The sequence below is a fragment of the Mycobacterium sp. SP-6446 genome, from assembly GCF_001954045.1.
Classification (GTDB): Bacteria; Actinomycetota; Actinomycetes; order Mycobacteriales; family Mycobacteriaceae; genus Mycobacterium.
This window is the reverse complement of sequence record NZ_MBEM01000041.1, coordinates 1-15767: the sequence shown is the minus strand read 5'-3', so window position 1 is coordinate 15767 and position 15767 is coordinate 1. Positions and strand designations below refer to the sequence as shown.

Genomic DNA, 15767 nt, shown 5'->3' with positions numbered 1-15767 from the left:
AACCTGGCCGGCAAGGGCAAGCAGGTCCACGACACCCTGAACAGCCTGTCGGAGGCGTTGACCGCGCTGAACGAGGGCCGGGGCGACTTCGTCTCGATCACCCGAAGCCTGGCGCAATTCATCGGCGCGCTGTATCAGAACGACCGACAGTTCGTCGCCCTCAACGACAACCTGGCTCAGTTCACCGATTGGTTCACCAAATCCGATCACGATGTGGCAGACACTGTCGCGCGAGTCGACGAGGTGCTGGCCGTCACGCGAAAGTTTGTGAACGACAACAGGTCCGCGCTTAGTCACGATGTCAACAACCTCGCCGACGCGACCACCGCGCTCCTGCAACCCGAGCCGCGGGACGGTCTGGAAACGGCGTTGCACGTGCTGCCCACCTTCGCGGGCAACATCAACAACATCTACTATCCCGCGCACAGCTCGCTGGTGGGTTCGTTCGTATTTCCCAACTTCGCGAACCCGATTCATTTCATCTGCAGTTCCATCCAGGCCGGGAGCCGGCTCGGCTATCAAGACTCGGCCGAGCTGTGCGCGCAGTATCTGGCGCCGGTGCTGGACTCCATCAAGTTCAATTACCTGCCGTTCAGCGCGAACTTTTTCAGCTCGGCGGACACCTTGCCCAAGGAGGTGGCGTACTCCGAGGAGCGGCTGCGCCCGCCCCCGGGCTACAAGGACACCACCGTGCCGGGGATCTTCTCGCCGGACACGCCCTTTTCGCACGGCAACCATGAACCGGGCTGGGTGGTCGCACCCGGTATGCAGGGGACCCAGGTTCAGCCGTTTACGGCGAACGTGCTCACCCCGGACTCGCTGGCCGAGCTGATGGGTGGTCCGGACGCCCCGCCCCCGCCGCCGGCGAGCAACCTACCCGGACCGCCGAACGCCTACGACGAGTCTAATCCGCCTGCGCCGCCGTGGTTTTTGCAGCCCGCACAGCCGGGGCCGGGCCGATGAAGCGCCTGATCGTCGGCGCCGGACGCCGCGGACTGTCGGTGGTGATGGCGTTGGCGCTGACTTCGTGCGCCTGGCGCGGCATCGCCAACGTGCCGCTGCCGGTCGGCCGTGGCACCGGCGCGGGCCACATGACGATCTACGTCCAGGTGCCCGACACGCTGGCGCTGAACACCAATAGCCGGGTGCGGGTCGCCGACGTCTGGGTCGGCACGGTGCGTGACATCAGGCTGAAGAACTGGATCGCGACCCTGACGCTGGATATCGATCCGAGCGTGAAGCTTCCGGCAAACGCGACCGCGAAGATCGGCCAGACCAGCCTGTTGGGCACTCAGCACGTCGAGCTGGCCGCGCCGAAAAACCCGTCGCCGCAACCGTTGAAGACCGGCGACACGATCGGCCTGATGAACTCCTCGGCGTACCCGACCGTCGAACGCACGTTGGCCAGCATCGCCGTCATCCTGACCGGAGGCGGCATCACACACCTCGAGGTGATCCAAAACGAGATCCTCAATGCCCTCGACGGCCACGTCGATCAGGTTCGCGAATTCCTCGGGCGGCTGGACACATTCACCGCCGAACTGAACCGGCGAACCGGTGATCTCACGCGCGCAATCGACTCGACCAACCAACTCCTGGCCGCCATCGCCGAACACAACGACACGCTGGATCGGGTGCTTACCGACATCCCACCGCTGATCCGGCACTTCGCCGACACCCGCGAATTGTTCGCCGACGCCGTCGAATCCCTGGGCAGGTTCAGCGACGTCGCGAACCAGGCGCTGTCGGATTCGCGGCGCAACCTGCGCCAGAACCTGGAGTCCTTGCAGCGGCCGCTCATTCAGCTCGAGCGGGCCTCGCCGCTGACGGTCGATGCGTTGCGGCTGGGCCTAACCGCGCCGTTCAACATCGACGGTGTCCCGAAGCTGATCCGCGGCGACTACATCAACATTTCGGCCGGGATCGACCTGACCCTGTCCGCCCTGGATAACGCGCTGCTGACCGGAACGGGGCTCTCCGGCATGTTCCGAGCGCTCGAGCAGGCGTGGGGCCGCGATCCGGCCACGATGATCCCGGACGTCCGCTATACGCCGAACCCGAATGACGCCCCGGGCGGACCGCTGGTGGAAAGGGGCGAGTGAAAGATGCTGACTCGCCTCATCAAAACCCAACTGGTTTTGTTGGTGGTATTGGCGGTCGCCGCGGTGGTGGTCCTGGGCTGGTACTTCCTGCGGATACCCAGCCTCGTCGGCATCGGGCGCTACACGCTCTATGCCGAATTGCCGCAGTCCGGTGGACTTTATCGAACCGCCAACGTCACGTATCGGGGCATCACCATCGGGACGGTCACCGCCGTCGACCCGACCGCGCGCGGTGCGCGGGCGACGATGAGCATCGACAACGGCTATCAGATCCCGACCGACACGTGGGCCAATGTGCACTCCGTGTCGGCGGTCGGTGAGCAGTACCTCGATCTGGTGTCGACCCGCACCGGCGGTCCATACCTCGAGAACAATCAGACGATCACCAGAAGCACGGTCCCCAGCCAGATCGGCCCCGCGCTCGATGCCGCCAACCGCGGCTTGGCCGTGCTGCCCAAGGACAAGGTGGCGTCGCTCCTCTACGAGGCGTCACAGGCCCTGGGTGGGCTGGGCCCGTCACTTCGCCGCCTGGTCGACGCCGCCCAGGGCATCAGCCACGACTTCGACGGCAGCATCGGCGACGTCGACGACATCATCGACCGTTCGGCGCCCATCATCGACAGCCAGGTCAATTCGGGTGACGACATCGCGCGTTGGGCCGCCAACCTCAACACCCTGACCACGCAGACCGCGCAGCAGGATCAGGCGATTCGTCGCATCCTGGCCAACGCGGCGCCGACCGCCGAGCAGGTCAACGCCACGTTCGGCGACGTGCGGGAATCGCTACCCCAGACCCTGGCCAATCTCGAGGTCGTGATCGACATGCTCAAGCGCTACCACAACGGCGTCGAGCAGGCGTTGGTGTTCTTGCCACAGTCCGCAGCGGCCGCCCAATCCGTTACGTCGGAATTTCCGGGCCAGGCGTCGCTTGGCGTCGGCGCCCTGTCCCTCAACCAGCCACCGCCGTGCCTGACCGGCTTCCTGCCGGCATCGGAATGGCGGGCGCCGGCCGATACCAGCACCGCGCCGCTACCCAGTGGGACGTACTGCAAGATCCCGATGGACGCGCAGAACGTCGTCCGCGGGGCACGCAACTACCCGTGCGCGGACGTGCCGGGCAAGCGGGCCGCGACCCCGCGGGAGTGCCGCAGCACCGAGCCGTATGTGCCGCTCGGAACCAATCCGTGGTACGGAGACCCGAATCAGATCCTGACGTGCCCCGCCCCGGCCGCGCGGTGTGACCAGCCGGTGAAACCCGGTCTGGTGATCCCCGCGCCGTCGGTCAACAACGGTCTCAACCCGCTGCCCGCCGATCGGCTGCCGGGCACGCCGCCCCCGGTCAGCGACCCGCTGCAGCGACCCGGATCGGGCACCGTCCGCTGCAACGGCCAGCAGCCCAATCCGTGCGTCTACACCCCGGATTCGCTTTCCGCTGCAATCTATGACGTGCAGAGCGGCAAAGTCGTCGGGCCTGACGGCGTGGTCTATTCCGTTGAGAACTCGACCAACATCGGCGACGAGGGGTGGAAGAAGATGCTGACACCGGCCGGCTGAAGCGGCGTTTCGTCAGTGCGCCTCGGCTTCCGGATCCGCTGTGCCGCCGGTTTTCTCGTGGCGGGCGTGGCGACGCCAGCTCCGGTACCCGCGTCGCGCGGCGAACGCACCGACGACGGCCGACACGCACCACACCGCTATCGCCGCGTAGGCCAAAGCGGGCGACCGATTGCCGATCGATGCGCCCAGCGCGGTGTAGGCGAAAGCGCGCGGCAACGAACCGATGAACGAACCGACGGCCATCTGCCACAACGGAACTCCGAACGCCCCGAACGCGTAGGAGGCGAGCGCATCCGATATGCCCGGGACAAAGCGCTGACCCACAACTGCCCACAGCCCGCGGCGCTCGATCAGCGCGTCGATACGGTCGGCGCGTGCCGGGCCCAGCAGCGCCCGAGCGCTGTTGCGGCCGGCCCGACGGCCCAGGCGGCTGGCGACGATCGCCGTACCCACCGCCGCGCCCAGCGTCACGAAGACGCCCACCACGGGGCCGAACAACAGCCCGCTGCCCGCCGCCAGAATCGAGCCCGGCACGAACATCGCGCCCAGCGCGGTCGACATCACGACGTAGGTCAGCGGGCCTGCCGGGCCCGTCGCCGAAACCACGCCCCGCAGATCCTCGATGTCGACAATTCGCTTGACGGCCAAGAGATAGAACATCGCGGCCAAGAACGCGGCGAACACGGCGAGTCGCGCGATGTGGCTGCGTCGGGACGTGGGTCGGGTCTCCGGTGCGGGACCGTCGTCGTCGGGCATCGGGCGTCATTCTTCCGCAACCGTCTTACTATGCGACATGGGAGGCCCAAACCATGACCGAACACCCCGAGTCACCGCAGCGCAAGCGGATCGTGGTCTGCCTTGACGGCACCGCCAACCAAATCGGGGCCGGCAATCTCACCAATGTCGCCAAGCTCTTCGAGCTGCTGGCGAAGGACGATCCAACCAGTCAACTGACCTACTACGACCCCGGCGTGGGTACGCTGGCCCCGGCCGCCGCGCACTCGGCGCTGCATCGCACCGCGTCGCTGCTATTCGAGCAAGCATTCGGTGTAGGTTTGAAAGACAATGTGGCACAGGCATATCGGTACTTGATGGAACATTGGCGGCCCGGCGATGCGATCTACATATTCGGGTTCAGCCGCGGCGCATATACCGCCCGCGCGCTGGCCGGGATGCTGCTGCGGCCGGGGCTGATGCGACCCGGTTCGGAGAATCTGCTGCCTTACGCGGTCGAAAAGTACGCCATCAACCGGGATTTCACTCAGAACGAGTACGACCTCTGGGGCGAGTTTGCCCGCGCGTTCTGTTGGCGCACCGAGGGCGAACCGCTGTTTTCGACTGTGCGCCAGAACAATCCGAATCAGGTGTGGCACTACGCGGTGCCGGTGGCGTACCTGGGCCTGTGGGACACCGTCAAGGCGGCTGGCTTCCTGCGGTTCGGCACCTTGCGCTGGCCGTACACGCGCACGCTGCCCAACGTGGCCCGCATCCGCCACGCCGTCTCGATAGACGAACGTCGCCGTCCCTACCGCGAATACCTCGTGGAACGGCACCCGCTGGGGCTCGAGGAGCGGTGGTTCGCCGGGGTGCACGCCGACGTGGGGGGCACCTTCATGCCCGACCACCGGCTCGCCACGATCGCGCTGAAGTGGATCGTCGACGGCGTCGCCCACGAGCTGGCGATCAACGCGGACGATTACCGGCAGCAGTGCGCGGTGACCGAGGACTTCGCGACCGCGCCGATCCACGACAACGGCAAACTGTGGTACCTGGTGGGGCGGCGGCGTCGGCCGATTCCTCCCGACGCGCTGCTGCACCCGAGCGTGCTGGTGCGCCGCCGCGAAGACCCGGGATACTTGCCTAAGCTGAGCGCCGAGCAGCTACAGGCCAGCGCCGCCCAGCCGGATTGGACGACTCCAGCGTTGTAGAGGAGCAACTGTCATGGCACTTGATTCGCTGCCCGAGCTCGACCAGTACAAAGCCGCGCCCTTCCCGCCCGGCTACCCCGACCACACCCGCACGTTCTACAGCCCCGTCGACCGCGTCCACGACGCGCTCAAGGCGTTGCTGACTTCCGCCGACAAGAGCCTCGTCGTGGCGATGTACGGCTACGACGATCCGGAGCTGAATTCGGTTCTCAAGTCCAAGCTGCAGGACGAAAAGATCTATGTGCAGCTGAGTCTCGATTCCACGCAAGCCAAGGGAGTCGCCGAGCGCGGTCTACTGGCAGAGTGGCTGAATGACAAGACCGGCAACAGCATTGCGATCGGCCACAGCGAGAAGTCGGCGATCATGCATTTGAAGATGGTGATCATCGACGGGGTCGACGTCGTCACGGGCTCCACGAATTGGTCCCAGGGCGGAGAGACCAGGCAGGACAACCAGCTCACCGTCATCCGCGACCCACTGGTCTGCGCGGAAGCCCGCTCGCGGATCGACATCATCCACGACGACATGCTCAAGCAGATGGCCGCCAAGGCACAACCCGGAACCACGCACTAGAGGGGGCGAGATGGAAACGTGGGACGCGATCCGCGCCCGGCGCAACGTCCGGCAATACACGCCGGAACCGGTGCCGGAGGCCGACCTGAACCGGATCGCCGAGGCCGGATGGCGGGCGCCGTCGGCGAAAAACCGTCAGCCGTGGGACTTCGTCATCGTCACCGACCCGACTCAACTCAAGGAGCTTTCCACGGTCTGGATGGGCGCCGGTCACATCGCCGCGGCCGCGGCCGCGATCGTCATCGTGGTGCCGGTGCCGCCAGACGAGCGCCGGCTGGTGACGGACAACTACGACGTCGGCCAGGCGACGATGGCGATGATGATCGCGGCCACCGACCTGGGGATCGGCACCGGCCATTCGTCGGTGGGGGATCAGGAGAAGGCGCGCGCCATCCTGGGCGTCCCCGACGACCACCTGGTGGCCTTCATGCTCGGCGTCGGTTATCCCGCCGACCGGCCCCTGGCACCGATCCGCAAACCGAATCGGCGCCCCTTCGACGAGGTGGTCCACCGTGGCCGCTGGTGAACCGGTGACTGCCGACGCGCGCAAGGGCGAATACGGATACGACGGCTCGTTTCATACCATCTCGGCACGAGCCCAATTAGCCGGCGTCGCAGCCACTTCCGCTGCCCTGCTCGCGGGCGCCGGCTTCGCGCTGGCCCGCGGTAACCGCTTGGCGGCGTCGCTCGCGGCCGCGTCGGCCGTCGAGATTCTCGCGACGGCCGCCTCCTACATCTACGCGACGAGATCGGGCAAGTTTCGCGTCTGGGACGACGTGTTGGACAACCTACGACTGCGCGGGGACGAAACGTTGCTCGACCTCGGGTGTGGGCGGGGCGCGGTGTTGCTGGCCGCGGCCAAGCGACTGCCGCAGGGCCGCGCGGTGGGCGTCGACCTGTGGCGGGCCGATCAGACCGAAAACTCCCAGGAGGCAACGTTATCCAACGCGGCCCTGGAAAGCGTGGCCGAGCGCGTCGAGGTGTACACCGCCGACATGACCGCCCTGCCGTTGGGGGACGAGAGCGTCGACGTGATCGTGAGCAGCCTGGCGATCCATAACATTCCGAAACGCGCCGACCGGCGACAGGCCTTGGACGAAGCGGTTCGGGTGTTGCGGCCGGGCGGCCGCCTGGCCATTGCCGACCTGTGGGAGACCCATCAGCACGCCGCGCGCTTGCGCGAGCTGGGCTGGCTCGACGTGCGGCGCCGCAACCTGGGGTGGCGCATGTGGTACGGCGGGCCGTGGTTCGCCACCCGCTTGGTCACCGCGACGAAACCCGGCTAGGTCCGGCGGTGCATGCTGGGACGCATGACGAGAAACGAAGTCACCGAGCAGATCGTCGTTGCCCGCCTCGCGCGCGGCCTAACGTGGCAGGAGCTGGCGGATGCTATCGGCCGGCCGGTCGTGTGGACGACGTCAGCATTGCTTGGTCAGCACCCCATCCCCGTCGAACTCGGCAAGGTCTTGGTCGAGATGCTGGGTCTCGACGAGTCGGCGGTAGCCGTGCTGGCCGCCCCGCCCATGCGTGGCGGACTGCCTACGACGGTGCCGACCGACCCCACCATCTACCGGTTCTACGAAGCGCTTCAGGTGTACGGCGGCGCCATCAAGGAATTGATTCACGAGCGGTTCGGCGACGGCATCATGAGCGCGATCAACTTCAGCGTCGACCTGCAAAAGAAGCCGCACCCGTCGGGCGACCGCGTGGTGGTGACATTCGACGGGAAATTCCTTCCCTACGACTGGGTTTCGGCGGAGAACTAATGGCGGTCAAGGCAGCACAGCCGAAATCGGTGGATCTGGTGCTCTCCGGTGGTGGCGTGAAGTTCATCGGTCTGGTGGGCGCCATCGTCGCGCTGATGGATGCCGGCTATTCGATCAAGCGGATCTCGGGTGTGTCGGCCGGATCGGTGGTTGCGGCGATCTTGGCGGCCGGGTCCACAGGCGGCCAGCTGAGCAGCGCGGACATGAAGGAACTCGCCTTCTCGGTGCCGCTGCACCAGTGGCGCGATGCGGGGCCCGTCCCCTTTCTCGGTGCCGCGTGGGGACTGGTGCGGGACACGAGCATGTACCGCGGCGACGTTGCCTACGACTGGATTCGCAGCGAGCTGAAGAACCTGGGCGTCACCTCCTTCGGCGATCTGGTCCTCGCCGAGGACCACCCGGTCGAGGGATGGCAATACAAGCTGGTGGTCACCGTCGCCGACCTGACCGCGGCGCAATTGGTGCGGCTGCCGTGGGATTACCGGCGGCTCTACGGGCTAGACCCCGACGAGCAGCCGGTCGCCGAGGCGGTGCGCGCTTCGATGGCGATCCCGTTCTTCTACCGCCCGGTCAAGCTGACGAGCGCGAGCGGCGAGACGTCGACCCTGGTCGACGGCGGTGTGCTCTCGAACTTCCCGATCGACACCTTCGACCGGCCGGACGGCAAACCGCCACGATGGCCCACGTTCGGGATCACGGTGCTGCCGAGGCTCAACGAGGGCATCCTCGCGGTGATGCCCGCGCTGAAACCCCTGCGCTTCTTCGAACAGACGGCGTTGTTGGAAAGCCTGCTCACCACGATGCTGGCCGGCCACGACCAGACGCACCTCAACCGGCCGTGGGTCGCCGCCCGCGCGATCCCGGTCGAGTCGACCAACGTGGGCGTGCTCGACTTCGACGTCGCGCCCGGGCGCCTCGAAGAGCTCTACGACAGGGGTTACGAGGCGGCGCAAGAGTTTCTGGCGACGTGGGACTGGACCGCGTATCTCAAGCGCTTCCGCTGGGCCGGTTGACCGCCACCCTTTCGGGCCGAAAGGCCTGGTCACGGGGTGAAGTGACGGCATCGCGCAAACGTGTCAGACTTCCGAATGGAGGAGGCGACATGAGGGGAGGCGGTTGCCCGGGCAACCGCATCGCCTTCTCCACCAAACTGAATCATGTTGCATCGCGCCAACTTTCAGCTGGTCAACGCCTGCGGCGAGAGTTCCTTCAGCATGGCGTTGGCCCAGCGCATCTGGCGTAGCGTCTCGGGGTGGCAGCGCGAGGTCAGGCCCAGCAATTCCTCGTCGTGGGCGGCCTGCGCGGCTTGACCGAGCAGTTCCCAGTCCAGCGACGTTCCGGCGGCCAGCCGATGTACCCGCCGCAGGTCGGCCAATAGCACCAGCGCCGGCTCGGCTCGGTGGCGCAACATGTCGCTGATCCGTGCCTGCACAACGCCCGTCAGCGAGCTGGTCCAGGGGCGGGCGGTCAGCCGCAGACTGTAGTTTCGGCCGTGACGGGCCAATTTCTCCAGATGGTCCTGCGACCATCCGGCCAGATCCCGAGCCAGGTGCGAGACGTCCTGGTCGCTGTGGTGGCGCGCGGCCACGACGTTGAGTTCATGCGCGAGTTTGCGTTCCGAGCGATGCAGCTCGCGAAGCGCCAGCTTGAGCTTCATGATCCGTCGACCAGCACTTCGCCCGACTGAGCCGCAATTCCGCCCTCGGTCGCCGGCGCCGCGCCGTTGACCGGCGCCGACGCCGTCGTGGTCGGCGCATAGCAGACATTGCCCGGAAGACGTCCGCGCGATCGGCTCTTCACCAGCTGCGCGGCGGCGGTCTTGTAGATGGGCTGCTTGGACACCGGATCCCAATCGGTGAGGGTGAGCTCGTTGCCGGCGCGGTGGTGACCCCGGCGATGACCATCGTTGTCGCCGGTATCCCAGTAGCCGTAGTGGAACGGCACAAACAACACTCCCTCGCGGATACCGCTGATCCGGGCGGCGCAGGCGATCGTGCCGCGCGGCGTGTTGACCTCGACGCGATCGCCCTCGGTAACGCCGAGGCGGCGGGCATCCGGTTCTGAGACTTCCACCCACACCTCCGGCGCGGCTTGCTGCAATTGCGGTGCCCGGGCGGTTTTGGTGCGGGTGTGGAAGTGATACAGGGTGCGGCCGGTGATCAACGCGAACGGATAGTTCGACGTCGGCCGCTCGTGCGCTGGAATATATTGTGCGGCTTTGATTATGGCTTTGCCGTCCGGGTTCATCGCCCGGTATTCGGTGGGCTCCAGCGGCGCGCCGGTGATCAGATCCTTGCCGTACGCTTCGCAGTAGTCCGGCGTGGCCCAGAACTTCCCGTCGGCATACAGCCGCTCGGTGCCGTCGGGATGGTCAGCGTTGCAGGGCCATTGGATTCCACTGCCGCCGCGTAGCTTCGCATACGTCAGGCCGGTGTAATCGCAGGGCCGGCCGGCGCTGCATTTCTTCCAGGCCTCGAACGCCGACTCGGCATCCGTCCACGCCGGAAGCGGTCGGCCGTCCTTGTCGCGGAAGTCCATTCGCCGTGCATAGTCGAGGAAGATGTCGAGGTCGCTGCGCGCCGAACCCGGTGGCTCCACGGCCTTTTCGGAGAGGTGCACGGTGCGGTCGGCGTTGGTGAAGGTGCCGGTCTTTTCGCCCCACGCGGCGGCGGGCAGCACGACATCGGCGAGGTCGGCCGTCTCCGTGAGGAAGATGTCCTGGACTATCAGGAACAACCGCTGCTGGGCCAGGATCGTCCGCACGCGCGCCAGCTCCGGCAGCGACACCGCGGGATTGGTCGCCGTGACCCACAGCATGCGCAGCGTCCCTTCCTCGGCGTAGCGGAACATCTGCATCGCATGCGTCGGCGGCGCGTAGTGCGGGATCTGTTGCACCTCAAGGTTCCACAACTCGGCGAGGTCGGCGACGTGGTCGTCGTTGGCCCAATTGCGGAACCCGGCCAGGTCTCCGTCGGCTCCGCATTCGCGAGTGTTTTGCGCTGTCGGCTGCCCATTCATCTGCAGCACGCCGCATCCCGGCTTGCCCAGCATGCCCCGCGCCAAGTGAATGTTGTTGACTTGCACGGCGGCCGCCGTGGCCTGATGGGATTGGTAGAAGCCCTGCAACACAGTGGACAACAATCGTTCGGCTGTGCCCAGAAGGCGCGCCGCGTGCCGGATGTCTTCGGCCTCGACGTCGCAAATCGCGGCGGCCCGCTCCGGACCGAAATCTGAGACCCGCTGCCGCAACTCGTCGAAACCCACTGTGTGCGTGCGGATGTAGTCGTGGTCGAGCCAGTCGTGGGCGATGATCTCGTGCAGCAGGCCGTTCATCAGTGCCACGTTCGTTCCCGGCAGCGGCGCCAGGTGGACGGTGGCCTTGCTCGCCACCGGCGTACGCCGCGGGTCCACGCACACGATGGCCGGCGGCGCGGCGCCCGCGAGCCGGTCGAGCATTCGCGCCCACAGCACCGTCTGCGTTTCGGCGACGTTGTGTCCGAACAGCGCAATGACGTCGGCGTGATCGACGTCGGTGTAGGAGCCGGGCTGTCCGTCGCTGCCGAACGATTCCTTCAGCGCTTCAGCGGCTGTCGCCGTGCACAGCCGCGTATTGCCGTCGACGTGGTTGGTGCCGATCGCGCCGTGAGCAATCACACCCTGGGTGTAGTACTCCTCCAAGAAGAGTTGTCCGGAGGTGTAGAAGCCGATCGACCCGGGGCCTTGCGCGTCGAGCAACTGTCGGGTGCGCGCCACGATCCGGTCCATGGCGGTGTCCCACTCACAGGGCCGCAGTTCGCCGTCGGTGCGAATCAGGGGAGTGGTGAGTCGGTCTCGGGATGCGTTGGCCTGCCAGCCGAATAGGTCCTTGGGATCCAGCCGTCCACGGTTGACGCGGTCTATCGGACGCCCCCGGACGCCGACGATGCGCCCGTCCTTGACGGCGATGTCGAGTCCGTCGCCGTTGGAGTGCAGCACCGCCGCCGATTGCACCCACTGGTCCACCGACTCGGGGCTGATGTCACCCGCCAGGTAATCGTCGACGCGCAAAGGCCACGGCTGGCCCGGCTCGTACGGCGTCCGCCTGCCCCACGGGTGTGCGATTCGGTCGGTTGCCACCACCCGTGAGGCGTACCCGGGGGTGACTGTTCAAAACCGCTGCGGCGGACGGTCGGACGCCGAACTACACGCCGAACTCGGCCTCTATCCCGTCGATTCCGGCGCGGATGGCCGCCAGCGCGTCGGCGCGGGCGCGCAACTTGGTCGCGGCGTGCGCGTGCTGGTGCAGGCCAGCGAATTCCTGCGCGGCTTCTTCGGCGCGGCTGAGCACCATCTCGGGCAGGACGATCTCGTCGACAAAGCCCGCCGCGAGGGCGGTCTCGCCGAAGAACGTCTTGGCCAGGCCGGTTGCTTGCTGGTACGCCGAACGCGTCAGGCGCAGCTTCATGATCTCCAGAGCGGCATACGGGATGATCATCCCGATAGCGACCTCGTTGGCCTGAATGTTGTACGCATGCGCGGCCACCCGGTGATCGCCGGACGACAACAGGAACGCCCCCATCGCGATGGCGTGGCCGGTGCAAGCCATTACCACCGGCTTCGGGTAGGACAACAGTCGATGCGCCAGCTCGAAGCCGCCCCTGAGCATGTCGATCGCCGGCTGCACCTCACCCGAGGTCAGAATCTTCAGGTCGAATCCGCCGCTGAACACCCTCTCGTTGCCGGCGATCACCACCGCGCCCACATCGTCACTGTCGGCCTGGTCGATGGCGTCGTTGAGGGCCTGCTGCATGGTCGGGCCCAGCGCGTTGACTTTGCCGTCGTCCATGCGGATGACCGCGATGGACTCGTTACGGCTGTAGGTGACCGGGCCGCTCATGGCTCACTCCTTTGATACGGACGCGCAGTCGATTGAATCAGATCGATTCCCGCAGCCGGCCCGCCGTCACACGTGCTGGCCGCGATGCTTGCCCAGTTCGTTTTCGGCGTTACCCCAGCGCAGGCTGACATCAGTGGGTTCGTCGAGCTGCCGGGTGCGCCACCGGTCCTGGGTTTCCTGCACCGCGCCGTTGATTCGTTCGATCTCGCTGCGGAACACGTCGGGACGCGTTTCCTTGCTCGCGTAGTGGAAGTAGGTGAGCAGCCCGCGCAGCAGTTCCAGCTTCTGCTTTTCCCGCTTCGCCAGGTCGTGCGTCGTCATCAACTCGATGCGCTGAACGGGTGGCAGGGCCTCCCAGTCCAGCACCACGCTGGTCTCCAGCGGGCGGCGTTCGCGCTGCCAGAACCGCCATCCGCGCGGCGCATCGGGGCGGTCGTAGTAGATCACCTTGCCGGTAAAGCGCGACTCGATACCGCTTCCAATTTCGCCGCGGTCGAGCGCGGAATCCCACACCATTCGCCATTCCTGGCCGGGCGCTAGTACCGGCAGCTCGCGGGGAAGCTGCAGTGGGACGACATCGGCGTAGCCGTCCGACGCATTTTCGTATTCGGCCACGGTCGGGGGATTTGGAAATGAAAAGCGGATGTCATACGCCGCGGTCTGGCCGAAATTCCGGACCACGAGCTCGATCACGTGCCAGTCCGCGGCGTGCGGTTCCATGAGCATGGCGACGTGGGGTCGGGTCTGCTCCGACGCCAACCGGCGGCTGCGGTTGATCTGCCGGTTTGCGAACACCAGCGCGACGACGCCGAGCGCGATGGCCGCCCAGGCCGCCCACGCCAGCCAGGTGCTGGACCCGACATCGGTGACCCCGTGCCAGCTGTCCTGGATCCACCCCATTGAAACGGCCCTCCGCTTATCTGTCATCGCACGAATTTCGCTGGACTGATAGTAGAGGTGCCGGGCGAATATCGCCGCATTCCTGAGGCCGCTGAGTTTTTCAGCCGCCCATCAACATTCGCCACTGATCGAGGTTGGCGGGCCGGTACACGTAGTTGGACCGCTTGACCTCCGACAACGAGGCACTGGGATCCGTGGAATACCAGTGCCCCGGAAACACCGTCGGATCGCCGGGAAGCGCCGCGAGCTGCTGCAGGCTGCGATACATCTCGTCGGAGTCGCCGCCCGGAAAGTCGGTGCGCCCGCAGCCGTCGAGGAACAGCGTGTCACCCGCGACCAGTCGGCCGTCCAACAGGAAGCACTGGCTGCCGGGCGTGTGACCCGGCGTGTGCAACAGCTCGATTTCGATGTCGCCGATGCTGATCTTGTCGCGGTGCTCGTGGGTGGTGAGGTCGCCCAGCCCGATCCCGGTAACCCGCGAAACCCAAAGTGCCTCATGGGTATTCACGTGCACCGGCACGCTGGCTCGCTCCAGCAGCTCGGCCAGTCCCTTGAGCTCGAAGCCCATCATGTTTCCGCCCACATGGTCGGGGTGATGGTGGGTCACCAGCACCCCGGACAAGTGCATGTCATCGGCCTCCAGCGCGTCGAGCAGGTCGCCCGCGGCGTATGCCGGGTCGACCACCACACAATCTCCGGTCCGCCGGTCGCCGATCAGATAGGCGAAATTGCGCATTTGTGTCGCAAACATGTCGCCGGCGGCGAAATCGCGACCGGAAAGCAGTTGACGGAAGTACAGCCGGTCCTCGGACGAATCTGACACCTCACCAGACTATGACCCGCCGCCGTGCGCTTTCCGGCGCGCCCGCCAGCAGCCGCTTCAACCGGTCCGTACTGGGTATCGTTAGCCCATGCTGAAGAAGTTCGAGATCGACGTGGACTTCGAGCTTGTCCAGGAAGTGATACGCCGATACCACTTGGCCGACGCGCGCGAGGCCATCCATCTCGCGCTGCGGACCTTGCTCGGCGAAACGGATGCCGCTCACAAAGATCAGCGCGAGGGCGACTACGACGAGTTCAGCGACCTCAGCGCCTGGGAACCCCGCCGCAGGAGCGACACCGGTTAGACCTTGCCCCCGGCAACTCCAGGCCCGCGCCTGTGGTTTGGTGCCGTTGCGAGCCAGGCTGTACCCTCTTTTAGGCCCGCGGGACGACTGGTCGCTTCGGGCGAACGGCCCCCTTAGCTCAGTCGGTAGAGCGTTTCCATGGTAAGGAAAAGGTCAACGGTTCGATTCCGTTAGGGGGCTCGGCGGATGCCGAGCAGGCGTGGCGGCCCCGACCCAGGGTGGACAAGGCGATGTAGCTCAGTCGGTTAGAGCGAACGACTCATAATCGTTAGGTCGCCGGTTCGAGTCCGGCCATCGCTACAACACAACAACGCACTTTGAGAGATTTGAGAGAGAACCGTCATGGCTTCCAGTACCGACGTCCGGCCGAAGATCACCCTGGCGTGCGAGGTGTGCAAGCACCGTAACTACATCACCAAGAAGAATCGCCGCAACGACCCCGACCGGATGGAGCTGAAGAAGTTCTGCCCGAACTGTGGCAAGCATCAGGCGCACCGCGAGACCCGCTAGCGCGAACCGGCGACCGTTTATTGAGACTGACTAGGTAGATTCGAGAGCCGTGCCGTTAAAGACCAACATCGTCGGGATGCATTACCGCTATCCCGACCATTACGAGGTGGAGCGGGAGAAGATCCGCGAGTACGCGGTAGCCGTCCAGAATGACGACGCGCCCTTCTTCGAGGAGAAAGCGGCCGCCGAGCTGGGTTATCACGGTTTGCTGGCCCCGCTGACCTTCATCTCTGTGTTCGGCTACAAGGCCCAAAACGCGTTCTTCAACTACGCGAACATCGCGGTCGAGGACGCGCAGATCGTCCAGGTCGACCAGGTGCTGAAATACAAGAAGCCGATCGTCGACGGCGACAAGCTGTACTGCGACGTCTATGTGGACTCGGTCCGCCAGTCGCACGGCACCCAGATCATCGTGACCAAGAACATCGTC

16 protein-coding genes, 2 tRNA genes and 2 pseudogenes are annotated in these 15767 nt (G+C 65.9%); 14 read left to right on the top strand and 6 right to left on the bottom strand.

The features are described from left to right. The 3 genes and pseudogenes from A5736_RS03275 to A5736_RS03265 form a co-directional block, all read left to right on the top strand. Positions 1–963: pseudogene (locus A5736_RS03275) on the top strand (MlaD family protein); the annotation flags it as partial. Next, positions 960–2102, top strand: a complete 1143-nt coding sequence (locus A5736_RS03270; protein WP_076244498.1) for a virulence factor Mce family protein — start codon at positions 960–962, stop codon at positions 2100–2102. The pseudogene A5736_RS03275 and the gene A5736_RS03270, both read left to right, overlap by 4 nt. 3 nt (positions 2103–2105) lie before the next feature. Continuing rightward, positions 2106–3656: an MCE family protein gene (locus tag A5736_RS03265; protein ID WP_076244497.1), complete on the top strand. Its 1551-nt coding sequence runs from the start codon at positions 2106–2108 to the stop codon at positions 3654–3656. Between the two features lie 12 nt (positions 3657–3668). On the opposite strand, the gene A5736_RS03260 is transcribed toward A5736_RS03265, so the two are convergent. Beyond that, positions 3669–4412, bottom strand: coding sequence for a TVP38/TMEM64 family protein (locus A5736_RS03260; RefSeq protein ID WP_076244495.1), 744 nt, complete (start codon positions 4410–4412; stop codon positions 3669–3671). A gap of 53 nt (positions 4413–4465) precedes the next feature. Between A5736_RS03260 and A5736_RS03255 the strand changes: the two genes are divergently transcribed. The 6 genes from A5736_RS03255 to A5736_RS03230 are packed head-to-tail and all read left to right on the top strand — an operon-like array spanning position 4466 to position 8937. After that, entirely contained in the window at positions 4466–5584 is a 1119-nt protein-coding gene (locus A5736_RS03255; RefSeq protein ID WP_076244493.1) for a DUF2235 domain-containing protein, read from the top strand. Positions 5585–5597: 13 nt separating this feature from the next. After that, positions 5598–6158: a phospholipase D-like domain-containing protein gene (locus A5736_RS03250; RefSeq protein WP_076244491.1), complete on the top strand. Its 561-nt coding sequence runs from the start codon at positions 5598–5600 to the stop codon at positions 6156–6158. Between the two features lie 10 nt (positions 6159–6168). Beyond that, entirely contained in the window at positions 6169–6684 is a 516-nt protein-coding gene (locus A5736_RS03245) for a nitroreductase family protein (protein WP_076126633.1), read from the top strand. Next, positions 6671–7444, top strand: a complete 774-nt coding sequence (locus A5736_RS03240) for a class I SAM-dependent methyltransferase (protein ID WP_076244489.1) — start codon at positions 6671–6673, stop codon at positions 7442–7444. The genes A5736_RS03245 and A5736_RS03240 overlap by 14 nt, the downstream gene beginning before the upstream one ends. A 12-nt stretch (positions 7445–7456) precedes the next feature. Further along, complete coding sequence (gene cynS, locus A5736_RS03235) at positions 7457–7924, top strand: cyanase (RefSeq protein ID WP_076060940.1); 468 nt, start codon at positions 7457–7459, stop codon at positions 7922–7924. Next, entirely contained in the window at positions 7924–8937 is a 1014-nt protein-coding gene (locus tag A5736_RS03230) for a patatin-like phospholipase family protein (protein ID WP_076244487.1), read from the top strand. Before cynS ends, A5736_RS03230 begins: the two co-directional genes overlap by 1 nt. A gap of 164 nt (positions 8938–9101) precedes the next feature. Here the strand turns inward: A5736_RS03230 and A5736_RS03225 are convergent, their stop codons facing one another. From A5736_RS03225 to A5736_RS03205, 5 genes and pseudogenes are all read right to left on the bottom strand, one after another. Further along, positions 9102–9581, bottom strand: coding sequence for a hypothetical protein (locus tag A5736_RS03225; RefSeq protein WP_076244485.1), 480 nt, complete (start codon positions 9579–9581; stop codon positions 9102–9104). Further along, positions 9578–12040, bottom strand: a complete 2463-nt coding sequence (locus tag A5736_RS03220) for a molybdopterin oxidoreductase family protein (RefSeq protein ID WP_076244502.1) — start codon at positions 12038–12040, stop codon at positions 9578–9580. Before A5736_RS03220 ends, A5736_RS03225 begins: the two co-directional genes overlap by 4 nt. A gap of 64 nt (positions 12041–12104) precedes the next feature. Further along, positions 12105–12800, bottom strand: coding sequence for a crotonase/enoyl-CoA hydratase family protein (locus A5736_RS03215; RefSeq protein ID WP_076126642.1), 696 nt, complete (start codon positions 12798–12800; stop codon positions 12105–12107). 37 nt (positions 12801–12837) lie between these two features. Then, positions 12838–13727 (bottom strand): annotated as a pseudogene (locus tag A5736_RS03210) (hypothetical protein). 73 nt (positions 13728–13800) lie between these two features. Continuing rightward, positions 13801–14523, bottom strand: coding sequence for an MBL fold metallo-hydrolase (locus tag A5736_RS03205; protein WP_076244483.1), 723 nt, complete (start codon positions 14521–14523; stop codon positions 13801–13803). 88 nt (positions 14524–14611) lie between these two features. On the opposite strand from A5736_RS03205, the gene A5736_RS03200 reads away from it, so the two are divergent. The 5 genes from A5736_RS03200 to hadA form a co-directional block, all read left to right on the top strand. Continuing rightward, positions 14612–14827 carry a type II toxin-antitoxin system VapB family antitoxin gene (locus A5736_RS03200; RefSeq protein ID WP_076126649.1) on the top strand — a complete coding sequence of 72 codons (216 nt, stop codon included), beginning with the start codon at positions 14612–14614 and terminating at the stop codon, positions 14825–14827. Between the two features lie 107 nt (positions 14828–14934). Next, positions 14935–15007 (top strand) — tRNA-Thr (locus tag A5736_RS03195). Positions 15008–15053: 46 nt separating this feature from the next. Beyond that, positions 15054–15127: transfer RNA gene (locus A5736_RS03190), tRNA-Met, on the top strand. Positions 15128–15169: 42 nt separating this feature from the next. Next, positions 15170–15337, top strand: coding sequence for a 50S ribosomal protein L33 (gene rpmG, locus A5736_RS03185; RefSeq protein ID WP_007167776.1), 168 nt, complete (start codon positions 15170–15172; stop codon positions 15335–15337). Positions 15338–15386: 49 nt separating this feature from the next. Beyond that, the coding region (gene hadA, locus A5736_RS03180) for a (3R)-hydroxyacyl-ACP dehydratase subunit HadA (RefSeq protein WP_076244481.1) at positions 15387–15767 on the top strand (381 nt) is incomplete at its 3' end.